The following is a 12,760-nucleotide window of genomic DNA, read 5'->3' as shown; positions in this document are numbered from 1 at the left end:
ATTCTATTTTTCTATTCTGAAATATTCGGACGTATTCCAATCCGGCAAATTCCATGAGAGCCAGCTTACTTTTTCATATCGTTCTTTAAAATGGCCAATGCGCTCATCCAGTTGTCTTTTGTAATATTCTGGGTTTTCTGGTTTAGCGATCTCCGAACCATATAAATTTTTATTTGGAGCATAGTTTAGTTTAACTCTGTTTTGATCGAGAATCGGCAATGTTTTATCCGATAATGAAAGAATATAATCAACATCTAAAGCGATGGTATTTGAGTGCGCTAAATTGTGTTTCACGATAACCATATCCCAGTTAATGACGGTAAACACCAATAGCAAGGTATACCAGATATTTCCATTTATCTTGAACAGGTAAAACAAGGTTTTCTGGTGCGCCACCTTTATGTAAACCGTAATCAAGCCAATAATACAAAGTATTGCGAACACTAAAACACCAATTCTTTTATAAGTTAAACCATAAACTTCAATGTAGTGTCCATCACGAATGAAAACAGAAATAATCAAGATGAAATTTTGTATCATCCAGGCAAAAGCCAGGGATTTAAGTGTTTTGCTTTTAGTGTAAAAGTTAAGATTTCCTCTGAAAAAATAAACAATCACAACCATCGCCAGAACAATGCTGAATATGAGAGCATTGGTTCCATCATGTAATTCTGCTGAATAATTGGTTTCAGCCAGATCTTTTCCTTTTCCGAGCCATAACCACCAAATATCAATGCCATTTAAAATTAATAGTAGAAAGTTCAAGGCAGCGAAAGAAATCAAAGCAACGATATATTCTGTTTTTAGGGCAAGTTTCTTTGAAATGATTTGTCCCATGAATATATGAGCGATTTCATTCCAAAGCGTTCTGATTTTGTTATTACTTCTTTTTCGCACAAGCACTTCCTCCAGTTTTGCCTCATTTCTTTCGAAAAAGCGATTGTAAAAAGTAATGATCAAGCCACCGGTTAAAGCGATGCCAAAGCAGAGATGAACAAAACGTTCGAAACTTAAATCCTGAAAGATAAAACTGAAAACCTTAGTCAATGTTGCCTGGATATTATCCAATGCTGAACTCAGGTAGTTTCCAAAAATCTGATTCGCCCCGCTGTAAATTCCAGTGAAAATGAAAACAATAATTAATGGGAAAATGATGTACTTGATTGGTCTGAATATGGGTTTCAAATTAAAATTGCCAATTTGAAGTTCAGACATGCGTTTTATTAAGCTTGCAGGTATGGCCACAATTTGCAATGCCGTAGCAAGGAAAGCAACCCACACTGTTCTGATATGCTGATAGTGCGTAAAACCAACAAACAAAATAAAACTGATATAGTAAGTGGCTAGAGATAAATCGGAGTTATTGATAACCGCAAGAACAGCAGCGAATAGATGCGCAAAGGCATATATGCCGAACTTTTTACTTTTGAGAACCTCACTGTTGAAGAAAGTAACCGCCACAACAAATAAGCTATAAATTAACAGGTTAAGTGCCAGCCTTTCAGACCAAAACAATAGGTTAAAAAGAATACCCCCAATTAAGGTTGAGAGTAGGAGATAATTGGATTTTGTTTTCATTTTTTGATTTTTATAACATAAATGCGAGGAAACTATAGAAAATACTGAGTGGAATATTAGCGAGCATAAAAATCATCGTGGCAACGATTTTTTGCCAATATGCCTTGTTTGTAAAACATGAAACTGCAAGCGCAATAAAAAAAATCCCATTAATCAAGCCGGCAAATAAAATGTACATCAAACCAAAAAACATCATTTCTGGTATCCTTATAATGGCGAAACAAACGAAAATGAGTGTTCCAAGAATAGCGGATCTCGAAGCTAGCCGCTTACAGGTATCGATAATTTGTGGTTCAGTTGAATTGTTCATTTTATGTTTTTAAAAGTGCTTTGAAATTCAAAGTATGTGGTTAAAAAAAATATTTTATAACTTTTTAATCATTTTTTCGAGCGCATCTAAATGGGCTTTGAAAGCCTGTTTGCCCAAATTGGTGATCGAGTAGGTGGTACTGGTTTTGCGGCCAATAAAGCCTTTATGTACCTTAATAAATTCGGCTTGCTCCAGCGTGTTTAAATGTGATGCCAAATTACCATCAGTTAACTCGAGCATCTGTTTTAAATCATTGAAACTGATTTCATCGTTAACCACGAGGATCGACATCACGCCGAGCCGGATACGGCTGTCGAAAATTTTGTTCAGATCTGCTATTGGGTTCTTCATCTTACTGGCCTTTCTCGTATTTAAAATACATTACCAATCCATAAATAATATGAAGTACACCGAAACCAAAAGCCCAAAATATTAATCCGTATCCAACATAAAACATGCAAATTAACCCAAGTACAATCTCACAATAGCCTAAATAGCGAATATCACTATAAGTATATTTACTGGCGTTGATTAGAGATAAGCCGTAAAAAATTAAGCAGGAAGGTGCTATAATAGCATAGGTATGAGGATGGTTGAAAAGTAAAGCAATAATAAATAAACCGCCTGCAGCCAATGGAATTAATAAATTAAGCAACAAAGATTTTGAAGTTTTATCCCAAATCGGGAGGTTGTTCCGCTGACTTTTTCGATAAGTAAATAAAATTCCTCCTGCCAACGCAATGATTAACACAAAAAAACCAAGCTTTAACAAATTAAATTCTAAATCCATTTCGCCCTCAACACCATAACTGTAACCCCTCTTATTAATGAATTTATCTATTTCATCATTTGCTATATAAGCACCCATAAGCGCAATAACACCCGCAAAAACGCCTGATAAACCACTTAATGATATAAATCTGGATGAACGATCCATCATCTGTCTGATATCTTTTAATGCATTTAGTTGTTCTTCTGAATTGCTCATTTTAAAAGTGCTTTGTTTTTCAAAGTTAAATAAGAAAATGAAATATCCAAGATTATTTTTAATTTTTCTCTAGAATATTATACGGGCTTGTTGATTGCTCTGATATTTGGCTTTAGAAACTGTTTAAAAAATGACTTTTGATTTTACAACTCAGTGGCACTTGAGAACGCGTACCAATAATTTCACTTATTAAAATTTAAAACAGTTTCTTAGCCTTTCGGCTTTTACCTTTAGTCTTTAAGCTTTTTTATTAAATTTGAACCATGCTAAAAGCCACTGGAATAAGAAAATCATACGGAAATCTACAAATATTAAAAGGTGTAAATTTTGAAGTGCAAAAAGGAGAAATTGTGAGTATAATTGGTCCTTCAGGAGCAGGGAAAAGTACCTTGTTGCATATTCTTGGTACATTGGATAAACCAGATGATGGCTCCGTTGAATTGAAGGGAACGGTAGTGAGCAAGCTGAGTGGAGAACTGTTAAGCGCATTTCGTAATCAAAACATCGGCTTTGTTTTTCAATTTCATCATTTATTGCCAGAGTTTAGTGCTCAGGAAAATATTTGTATTCCGGCATTCATCGCTAAAACCAATAAAAAACAGGCTGAAACAAGGGCTTTGGAATTATTGGATTTATTTGGGTTAAAAGATCGGGCAAATCATAAGCCAAATCAATTATCAGGAGGTGAACAGCAAAGGGTTGCAATTGCAAGGGCTTTAATTAATAGTCCATCAATTATTCTGGCCGATGAACCATCCGGAAATCTGGATTCAGAAAATGCTGCGGCGCTACATCAACTTTTTGTGACGCTGCGTGATAATTTTCATCAAACATTTATAATTGTAACACATAATGAACATTTAGCAAAAACGAGTGATCGCATAGTGACCATGAAAGATGGATTAATCGTATAAGATCAGGATTTTTAAGATTAATAGATTTTAAGATAGTCGTGTTTGATCAGAGTATTTTTAATTCATTGTTAAACAACATAACAATTTCACCATACAACAATTTAAAGCTTGAAAATATTAATTACAGGTGGGAATAATGCAAAAGCATTAAAATTAATGAAGGCGTTTCCCTCTCATTTTGTTTTGTTGGCAGATTATGGCGAAGTGCCCGGAATCGTTGCCGAAAATTATGCTTTCAGTTCTTTAGGAATTTTAAACGAAGATAGCATTGCACATATTTTGCTGAACTTTTGCATTACCGAAGCAATTGATTGCATTATACCCTTACACTTTTTTGAGGTAGAACCATTGGCGAAATCAGCCGTTTTGTTTGATGAGTATGGTATTCAGGTTTTAACACCACCAGCAGATTCTCTTGCTGAATACATTTTAGAAGAAAAAAATACTTTTCAGAATTTTGCAGTATTTGTTCGCGGAGAATGTGTTTTTTCTAGTGGAGCAGAGATTTTTGTAAAACAAGGAGAGGAGCTGAACGGTGTATTTGGCTATAATTCTCCAAGCGATGATTTAAAATTATTCACAATATAAATATGGATGCCCATCAATTAATCAAAGATAAACAGATCGTGATTTTTGAACTGGATGATGTACTTTATCCGGAAAAAGATTACCTGCTCCAGGTTTACTATCTGTTTGCTCAATTTATAGAATATACGGAGCAAAAAAATGCTCAGGTTATTCTTGAGTTTATGCGCAATGAGTTTAAAAATAATGGAACAGATCATTTATTTGAGAAAACGGCCACAGCATTTGAAATTGATAATAAGTACAAATATAACTTTGAGCTTTTGCATCAAAATGCCCGATTGCCTTTAAAGCTTTTATTGTTCAAAAACATGCTGGAATTTATGCAAACGCTGGTTGTTGACCGGAAAAAGATATTTATTGTTACAGCTGGAAATCCGGAGCAACAGCTGAACAAGATTAAGCAAACAGAATGGAATGGGCTGGAGCAATACTTAACTGTTTACTTTGCAGATGAACTTAATCAGCAAAAGTCAGAAATTTTTCAGAACATATTAAACGACAACAATTTATCTTCAAGTGATGCGTTAGTTGTTGGTGCAAATAATTTTGATGAACAACAATCCAGATTAATTAATTTGCCGTATATTGTGTCACTAGAAATTTACAAATAAATATGTTGAGAAAAGTTAATGTGCCAAAAAGCTTTTTGTGCTTTTTGATTGGAGTAGCCGGGTTTTTAGCTTCTTGTAAAAAAAACAACGTAGAACCTGATGCCGATTCTTCGCCGGTGGTTGAATCAAATACACTGCAAACCCCTACCACAAACCGTGATTATTTAACAAGAGATTCTATCTTTCTGTATGCTAAACAAACTTATTTTTGGAATGTCGGAATGCCATCTTATGATACATTCAATCCAAGAAAGTATGCCAATAATAATCAGGTGTTAGCTGCGTTAAAAGCATTGCCCAGTACAGGAGGAAAAGATAAATATTCATTTATTGATGACGGAACAGTTGCAGAACAGCTGGGTGGCGTGAGCGGAAATTACGGCTTTTCTGCAGATTATGATGCCTCGAATTTACTACGTGTGAAATATGTGTATGCTACCTCTCCGGCTGCAGCGGCAGGTTTGGTAAGAGGCTATCAGATTATACGGGTTAATGGAAGAGGTACTTCAAGAACAAGTCAGGCAGATATTGATAATTTAAATGACGGTATTTTTGGTAACAATCCAACTATATCTTTAACTATTGAAAAACCGGATCATACCACTCAGGATTTGGTTATTGCCAGAGGAAGTTATAACATCAATCCGATATTGTATTCAAATACCTATACAGTTGGAGCTAAAAAAGTGGGCTATATTGTTTTTAACAGCTTTACCACCAATTCTGTTCCACTGCTTGATGCTGCTTTTAAGAAATTCAATACTGATGGAATTACAGAACTTGTAGTTGATTTACGTTATAATGGGGGAGGATCGGTAGCCACATCAGAAGCTTTTACAAATCTGATTGCTCCAGCATCTCAAAATGGTAAAATAATGTATACTACGTACTGGACTAAAACCATGCAAGATAATCAGGCAACAATATTGCAAAACCAGAAGTTCTATGCGAAAGGTACTGATGGTGTAACCAGGTTATATTCGTTTTTTGATTATTCTTACAAGCCAACGGCGGCAGCAGGTAATCAGGAAGTTTTTGCCAAGAGAGGAAGCTTAAATAGTTTGACAAGGGTCTATTTCCTGGTGTCAGGTGGAACTGCATCGGCAAGTGAATTGCTGATCAATAACTTAAAACCCGTAATGGATGTTAAATTAATTGGAAGAAGGACTTACGGTAAACCGGTAGGTTTCTTCTCTATTCGTATTGATAAAAACGATTTATATATCCCTCAATTCCAAACCAAAAACCAGGCAGATTTTGGAGATTACTTTGACGGTATGCCAGTTGATAAAGATGTGGTGGATGATTTGACTAAAGATTTTGGCGATACTTCAGAAAAATTATTGGCTCAGGCCTTAAACTATTCAGCCACTGGTTCCTTTACATCTTACCTGAAAGATAATGCGTTAAGCAGCACATCAGGAGTGTCAAGAGAATTAATTGATTATGCAAATGAAAAGTTAGATCATGAATTTAAAGGAATGATCGAAACCAGAAAAATGAAGTTTAAATAATTATATATTAATTATGATAGCCGCTGATAACCATCAGCGGTTTTTTTTATCTTAATTTTTACGTAAAATGGCGTTTAATGGTTGTTTTTTTTGTAAAAATTTGATAAGCTTGTTTAACATTAATCGTTAAAGAGATATTATGCCAGTAGAAATTGTAGAAAAGGAACATATAGGCTATTTAAACATCATCAATGCAAAGGAAGATCATACAGAAGAATTGAAAACTAAACTTGATGAAGCGCAAAGGCTTGGCAATGAGTTTAAATCTAAGGCCCTGATCACTTTTAATACAACAATCGGCCCAAAACGTGTAGATACTACGGTTTGGTCAGTAACAGAAAAGTACATCCAACTCAAAAACAATATTCATATCCCACTTAAAAGTTTAATTGATATCGATTTTTAGGTTGCCTTCTAGTAAATAAATCATCCCGCGTTTATTTACCTTTTAGCCTGAAAATTAATGAGTAAGCTTCATAAAATCGCTTTAACTTTTATCAAATCAATTGGTCCGATTACAGCCAAAAGCCTGTTAGCTTATTGTGGGAGTGCAGAAAATGTTTTTTCAGCTACCCGAAAACAATTGCTACAAATTCCTGGTATTGGAGAAAAAACGGTTGAAGCTATTTTAAATACCAACGCGTTAAAAAGAGCTGAAGAGGAACTTAAATTTGTAGATAAACATGATATTGAGGTGCTTTTCTTTTCTGACGATGATTATCCCAAGCGCTTAAAAAACTGCTTTGATTCGCCTGTTCTACTATATTTTAAAGGAACGGCAGATTTGAATCATCCCAGAATCATCAGCATTGTTGGAACAAGAAATGCCACCGAATATGGTAAAAACCTTTGCAAGCAGCTTTGTGAGGTTTTGGCCCCCTATGATGTTTTAATTGTAAGTGGCTTAGCTTACGGAATTGATGTTACGGCACATAAAGAATGTATAACAAATCAAATGGGCACAGTTGGTGTTTTAGGGCATGGATTAGATCGGCTCTATCCTCAAATACATAAACCAGTGGCTCAGAAAATGGTGCTCAACGGAGGATTGCTTTCAGAGTTTCCAACTTTAACTAACCCTGATAGGCAAAACTTCCCTCAGCGGAACCGAATCATTGCAGGCATTGCTGATGCGACTATTGTTGTGGAAGCATCCATAAAAGGTGGTGCATTAATTACTGCTGAAATTGCCAATTCATACAATAAAGATGTTTACGCTTTCCCCGGTCGAACAAACGACATATTTTCTGAAGGCTGTAACTTCTTAATCAAAACAAACAGAGCTGGATTAATCAACAATGCCAATGATTTAATTTATTATTTAGGTTGGGATGATGAAGTGAAAGAGAAAAAGAAACAAACACAAACTACTTTACACCTTAGCTTAACCACAAATGAGCAAAAAGTAGTTGATGCACTTCGAAATGGTCAGCTTTCTATAGATGAACTTTGCATTCAATTGAATATTCAGCAAAGTAAACTGGCTATCGTTATTCTTACTTTGGAAATGCAGGGTATTATTGTTTCCTTGCCTGGCAAAGTTTATAAGCTGGCTTAAAGGTAATAAGATAAGGTAACCGTAAACTAAATTTACAAGACCTTAAATGATAAAGTTGTTTGTAACCCAATTCAGGGTAACGACCGCCTCAAGTTAAAACATAATTGTAAATGATTGAAAAGCAACCCAGTTTTGAAAAATGAATTAAATATCTGTTTTAATACAATCCGTTTATCTGTAGCTAAAAGGTAAAGCATATTTTTAAACCATGATCATGACATAACCAAAAATCAATATTGCATTTCGCCCAATAATCAATCTATAATGCCTATCATAATTATAGATTATGCAATAAAATTCTATTATATTTCAATTTTCGAAATTATGTTTCAAATAAAATATAGTTTATAAAATAGTTAATGCCTTTGCTTAATTTTGTTGCATGTGGTACAATAATATTTTAGAAACCATTGGTAATACACCATTGGTTAAATTAAACACGATAACAAAAGGCGTTCCGGGCACAATTCTCGCGAAAATTGAAACTACCAACCCTGGCAATTCAATTAAAGACCGCATGGCGGTAAAAATGATTGAAGATGCAGAAAAAAGTGGTAAGCTGAAACCAGGTGGAACCATTATTGAAGGGACATCAGGAAACACAGGAATGGGTTTGGCCATGGCCGCCATTATTAAAGGTTACAAATGTATTTTTACCACAACTGATAAACAATCAAAAGAAAAGGTTGATGCTTTACGTGCTTTTGGAGCAGAAGTAATTGTTTGCCCTACCAATGTTGAACCTGAAGACCCACGCTCTTATTATTCAGTTTCATCTCGTTTGGAGCGTGAAGTTCCCAACTCATGGAAGCCTAATCAATATGATAATTTGGCCAATTCACAAGCGCATTATGAACAAACCGGTCCTGAAATTTGGGAACAAACCGAGGGCAAAATCACGCACCTGGTTGTAGGTGTTGGTACAGGCGGAACGATTTCCGGAGCAGGTAAATATTTGAAAGAGAAAAATCCAAACATTCAGGTTTGGGGAATTGATACTTATGGTTCTGTTTTCAAAAAATATAAGGAAACAGGAATTTTTGATAAGGATGAGATTTATCCTTATATCACAGAAGGAATCGGAGAAGATTTTTTACCAGCCAACGTGAATTTTGATGTGATTGATTTATTTGAAAAGGTAACCGATAAGGATGCTGCGTTAATGACCCGTGATATTGCCCGTAAGGAAGGCATTTTTGTTGGTAATTCAGCTGGCGCAGCCATTGGCGGCTTAATTCAGCTAAAAGATAAATTAAAGCCTGAGGATGTGGTGGTAGTGATTTTTCACGATCATGGAAGCCGTTACATGGGGAAAATGTACAATGAAGATTGGTTACGTGAACGTGGATTTTTACAAGATGAAAAATTAACTGCAAAATCGATTTTGGCTAAAAAAGAAAGTGCAGAAATTGTAACTCTTGATGAGCAGAAAACTGTTTTGGAAGCCATTAATACCATTAAGTCGATGAATATTTCTCAAATACCTGTAACTCAACATGGAATGATTGTTGGTAAAATTGCAGAAAGCGATATTCTGTCTGCATTATTAGAAAACCCGGGATTGAAATCTGCACCAATCTCAGAAATCATGACTTCCACTTTTCCCTTCGTTGATTTGAATACTTCAATCGATAAAATTTCATCACTGATCAATAAAGAGAATTCTGCTGTATTGGTTGAAGAAGAATCTGGAAAGATTGAGATCATTACACAGTACGATATTATAAATGCGATATCAGGATAGGTAAAAGACTAAAACGATCGTCATTGCGAGGTCCGAAGCAATCTGATTAAATATAGATTTGAAAACCAAAGCATTAAGATTGCTTCGTACCTCGCAATGACGGGGAGCTATAAAAAATGCCCGCGTAAGAATTTACGTGGGCGTTTTTACATTATGCTTTTCGCTTTAAGCTTTCTCAACCTTTAATGGCTTGGTGCATCTGCATTTACCCGCTTAATCTGCGCACCTAAGGCCCGTAAACGTGTATCAATATCCTGGTAGCCACGTTCAATTTGTTCGATGTTGTAAATAGTTGATTTACCCTCTGCAGATAAAGCTGCGATTAACAATGAAACACCTGCTCTGATATCAGGCGAAGTCATACTAATTCCGCGAAGTTTATATTTTTTGTCAATACCATTCACAGTTGCGCGATGTGGATCGCAAAGGATGATTTGAGCACCCATATCAATGAGTTTATCTACGAAGAATAAACGGCTTTCAAACATTTTTTGATGGATTAGAACATTCCCTTTTGCCTGGGTTGCCACAACCAAAACAATACTCAATAAATCTGGAGTAAATCCTGGCCATGGAGAATCGGCAATTGTTAAAATTGAACCATCAATGAAAGTATCTATTTCATAGTGCTTTTGTGATGGCACGTAAATGTCATCGCCTCTTCGTTCTAACTTAATGCCTAATTTTTTGAAAACCTCAGGAATCACACCGAGTTCATCATAACAAACATTTTTAATCGTGATTTCAGATTCAGTCATTGCTGCCATGCCAATGAAAGAGCCAATCTCAATCATATCAGGTAACATTCTATGTTCGGTTCCGCCTAAAACTTTAACACCTTCAATGGTCAACAAATTTGAACCTATACCGGAGATTTTTGCACCCATGCGGTTAAGCATTTTGCAAAGTTGTTGTAAATATGGTTCACAGGCAGCGTTATAAATAGTAGTTGTTCCTTTTGCCAAGACGGCGGCCATCACAATATTTGCCGTTCCGGTAACTGATGCCTCATCCAACAAAATATAAGCACCTTTTAAATTAGTTGCATCAACATTAAAGAAGGCTTTTTTATGATCATAAACGAATTTTGCACCTAATTTTTCGAAGCCAATAAAATGAGTGTCCAATCGCCTGCGGCCAATTTTATCGCCACCTGGTTTTGGAATTGCTGCTTTACCGAAACGGGCCAAAAGTGGACCAACAATCATGATCGAACCGCGTAAGCCACCTCCTTTAGCTTTAAAAGTATCAGATTCGAAGAAGTTTAAATCGATGTTTTTAGCTTCAAAAGAATAAGTGTCTTTATTAATTCGTTCTACAATTACACCTAAATCACCTAATAATTCAATTAGCTTATTCACATCCTTAATATCAGGAATGTTGCTAATGGTAATCTTTTCCTCAGTAAGCAATACAGCCGATAAAATCTGCAGTGCTTCATTTTTAGCGCCTTGAGGAGTAATTTCGCCTTTTAATTTAATTCCGCCTGTTATTTCAAATGCGTTCATGTAATTTTCTTTTGTTAACTCATTCGTCATCCTGAATTTATTTCAGTATCTATTTTAGTGAGATTCTGAATCAAGTTTAGAATGACGTTGTGGTTATTAATATTTAGGTTTGTTATTACGCTGTCGATTGTTATTGTTGTTATTCTGACGGTTTTTACCGTTATTATTATTGTTGCTTCTGCCGCGGTTATTATTATTATTGTTTTGACGTGGATTTTGTGCTCTGAATTCCACTTTTGCTAAATTAACACCTTCATCAAGCGATAGTAATCCACCAGAAAGATATTTCAAATCCTTAATAATTGTATCATCACTCACGTTATCCTTATTCCAGGTAACATAAGCCATCTTCATAAAGTTTGCAATGCCTTGAACCATTGCTTTTTTATTCTCTGGATTTTCCTCACGCATGGCTTTTTCAATCAAATTCTCGACTGTTTTGCCGTAATGCTTATAAGTAATCCTTTGTTGAGGATAAGCCAAAGGCGCTGGCTTGATATAAGCATTTTCAATTAAAGGTTTAGGATATGGACTATCAACATCAATCTGATAGCCGGAAATAATGTGTAAATGATCCCAAAGCTTATGCTTAAAATCAGCAACATCGCGTAAATGTGGCTGCAAAAAACCCATCAGATCGATAACCGCCTGGGCATATTTATTACGTTCTTCTATCGTTGGTAATTCGCAAATATACTTTACCATATTTTGAACGTTTCGGCCATATTCTGATAAAATCAAATGGCTGCGCGTAGTATTATAATCAAAACTCATATACAGATAATTAATGGATAAATCTTCCGGCGATACGAATTATGAAATAACCAGAAGAGTTTAGGTTATGAATTCACCGAAATGTCAATTGCCGGACTTTCGTTTTTATATGCTCAAAGATAATAAAATATTTGATTTGTTATATTTTTTTGAAAATGGGTGTTCATTTGTTTTTTGAATAAAATAAATTCAAGTAAATCAAATACAGCACCTGTAGGCCAGAGATTCTTCGCGATGCTCAGAATGACAAAACCCAGCGCTTTTCTTCTGAACGCAGTGAAGACCTGAGAAGCAAGCATGTGTACAGTTGAAAATAACGTTATTAATGAATAATTTTTAGACGATGAAACGCAAAACTTTAATACTGCAGTTTTACAAAAAACAAAATCGGTAATAAACCAAGTGCAGCACCTGTAGGTTAAGGATTTACTTTGTAGCTGCTTCGCGGTCTTCACGATGCTCAGAATGACAAAATTCAGCTGTCATTCTGAACGCAGTGAAGAATCCGCAGGCGATGAAACACAACGCTTTAATAACAGCACTGTTTTCTCGCAAAAACAAAGTCGGTAATAAACCAAGTGCAATACCTGTGGGCTGAGATTTACTTCGTAGCTGCTTCGCGGTCTTCAATGCGTTCAGAATGACAATTTTATTCAAGGTTTAATCTATGTAA

The 12,760-nt window shown here is 35.4% G+C and carries 13 protein-coding genes; 7 read left to right on the top strand and 6 right to left on the bottom strand.

Features of this window, described 5'->3' with window-relative positions; genetic code table 11:
* Nucleotides 1-3: 3 nt before the first annotated feature.
* The 3 genes from DU508_RS05010 to DU508_RS04995 form a co-directional block, all read right to left on the bottom strand.
* A complete protein-coding gene (locus DU508_RS05010; protein WP_115401705.1) occupies nucleotides 4-1,578 on the bottom strand; it encodes a DUF4153 domain-containing protein in 1,575 nt (524 codons plus the stop codon).
* 364 nt (nucleotides 1,579-1,942) lie between these two features.
* Complete coding sequence (locus tag DU508_RS05000) at nucleotides 1,943-2,239, bottom strand: winged helix-turn-helix domain-containing protein (RefSeq protein WP_115401703.1); 297 nt, start codon at nucleotides 2,237-2,239, stop codon at nucleotides 1,943-1,945.
* A 1-nt stretch (nucleotide 2,240) separates the two neighbouring features.
* Nucleotides 2,241-2,876, bottom strand: a complete 636-nt coding sequence (locus DU508_RS04995; RefSeq protein WP_115401702.1) for a hypothetical protein — start codon at nucleotides 2,874-2,876, stop codon at nucleotides 2,241-2,243.
* 263 nt (nucleotides 2,877-3,139) lie between these two features.
* Here DU508_RS04995 and DU508_RS04990 point away from each other — a divergent pair, with 263 nt between their 5' ends.
* The 7 genes from DU508_RS04990 (at nucleotide 3,140) to DU508_RS04960 (ending at nucleotide 9,805) form a co-directional block, all read left to right on the top strand.
* Nucleotides 3,140-3,790 (top strand): ABC transporter ATP-binding protein, encoded by a 651-nt coding sequence (locus DU508_RS04990; protein WP_115401701.1) that lies wholly within the window; start codon nucleotides 3,140-3,142, stop codon nucleotides 3,788-3,790.
* A 108-nt stretch (nucleotides 3,791-3,898) separates the two neighbouring features.
* Nucleotides 3,899-4,378: an ATP-grasp domain-containing protein gene (locus DU508_RS04985; protein WP_115401700.1), complete on the top strand. Its 480-nt coding sequence runs from the start codon at nucleotides 3,899-3,901 to the stop codon at nucleotides 4,376-4,378.
* 2 nt (nucleotides 4,379-4,380) lie between these two features.
* Nucleotides 4,381-4,989 (top strand): HAD hydrolase-like protein, encoded by a 609-nt coding sequence (locus DU508_RS04980; RefSeq protein ID WP_115401699.1) that lies wholly within the window; start codon nucleotides 4,381-4,383, stop codon nucleotides 4,987-4,989.
* A gap of 2 nt (nucleotides 4,990-4,991) precedes the next feature.
* Nucleotides 4,992-6,503, top strand: a complete 1,512-nt coding sequence (locus DU508_RS04975; RefSeq protein WP_115401698.1) for a S41 family peptidase — start codon at nucleotides 4,992-4,994, stop codon at nucleotides 6,501-6,503.
* 139 nt (nucleotides 6,504-6,642) lie between these two features.
* Nucleotides 6,643-6,909 carry a hypothetical protein gene (locus DU508_RS04970; protein ID WP_115401697.1) on the top strand — a complete coding sequence of 89 codons (267 nt, stop codon included), beginning with the start codon at nucleotides 6,643-6,645 and terminating at the stop codon, nucleotides 6,907-6,909.
* Nucleotides 6,910-6,966: 57 nt separating this feature from the next.
* Nucleotides 6,967-8,061 carry a DNA-processing protein DprA gene (gene dprA / locus DU508_RS04965; protein ID WP_115401696.1) on the top strand — a complete coding sequence of 365 codons (1,095 nt, stop codon included), beginning with the start codon at nucleotides 6,967-6,969 and terminating at the stop codon, nucleotides 8,059-8,061.
* Between the two features lie 382 nt (nucleotides 8,062-8,443).
* On the top strand, nucleotides 8,444-9,805 hold the full coding sequence (locus DU508_RS04960; RefSeq protein WP_115401695.1) for a pyridoxal-phosphate dependent enzyme: 1,362 nt from the start codon (nucleotides 8,444-8,446) through the stop codon (nucleotides 9,803-9,805).
* Nucleotides 9,806-9,987: 182 nt separating this feature from the next.
* Here DU508_RS04960 and murA read toward each other — a convergent pair whose 3' ends face one another.
* The 3 genes from murA to DU508_RS04940 all read right to left on the bottom strand — a co-directional run bounded on the left by murA (nucleotide 9,988) and on the right by DU508_RS04940 (nucleotide 12,744).
* Nucleotides 9,988-11,313, bottom strand: a complete 1,326-nt coding sequence (gene murA / locus DU508_RS04955) for a UDP-N-acetylglucosamine 1-carboxyvinyltransferase (protein WP_115401828.1) — start codon at nucleotides 11,311-11,313, stop codon at nucleotides 9,988-9,990.
* 96 nt (nucleotides 11,314-11,409) lie between these two features.
* Nucleotides 11,410-12,087: a DUF4290 domain-containing protein gene (locus DU508_RS04950; RefSeq protein ID WP_115401694.1), complete on the bottom strand. Its 678-nt coding sequence runs from the start codon at nucleotides 12,085-12,087 to the stop codon at nucleotides 11,410-11,412.
* A 426-nt stretch (nucleotides 12,088-12,513) separates the two neighbouring features.
* Nucleotides 12,514-12,744 (bottom strand): hypothetical protein, encoded by a 231-nt coding sequence (locus DU508_RS04940; RefSeq protein WP_115401692.1) that lies wholly within the window; start codon nucleotides 12,742-12,744, stop codon nucleotides 12,514-12,516.
* Between the last annotated feature and the right edge of the window lie 16 nt (nucleotides 12,745-12,760).

It is taken from the genome of Pedobacter chinensis (genome assembly GCF_003339865.1).
Classification (GTDB): domain Bacteria; phylum Bacteroidota; class Bacteroidia; order Sphingobacteriales; family Sphingobacteriaceae; genus Pedobacter; species Pedobacter chinensis.
This window is presented reverse-complemented; position numbering and strand designations above follow the sequence as displayed.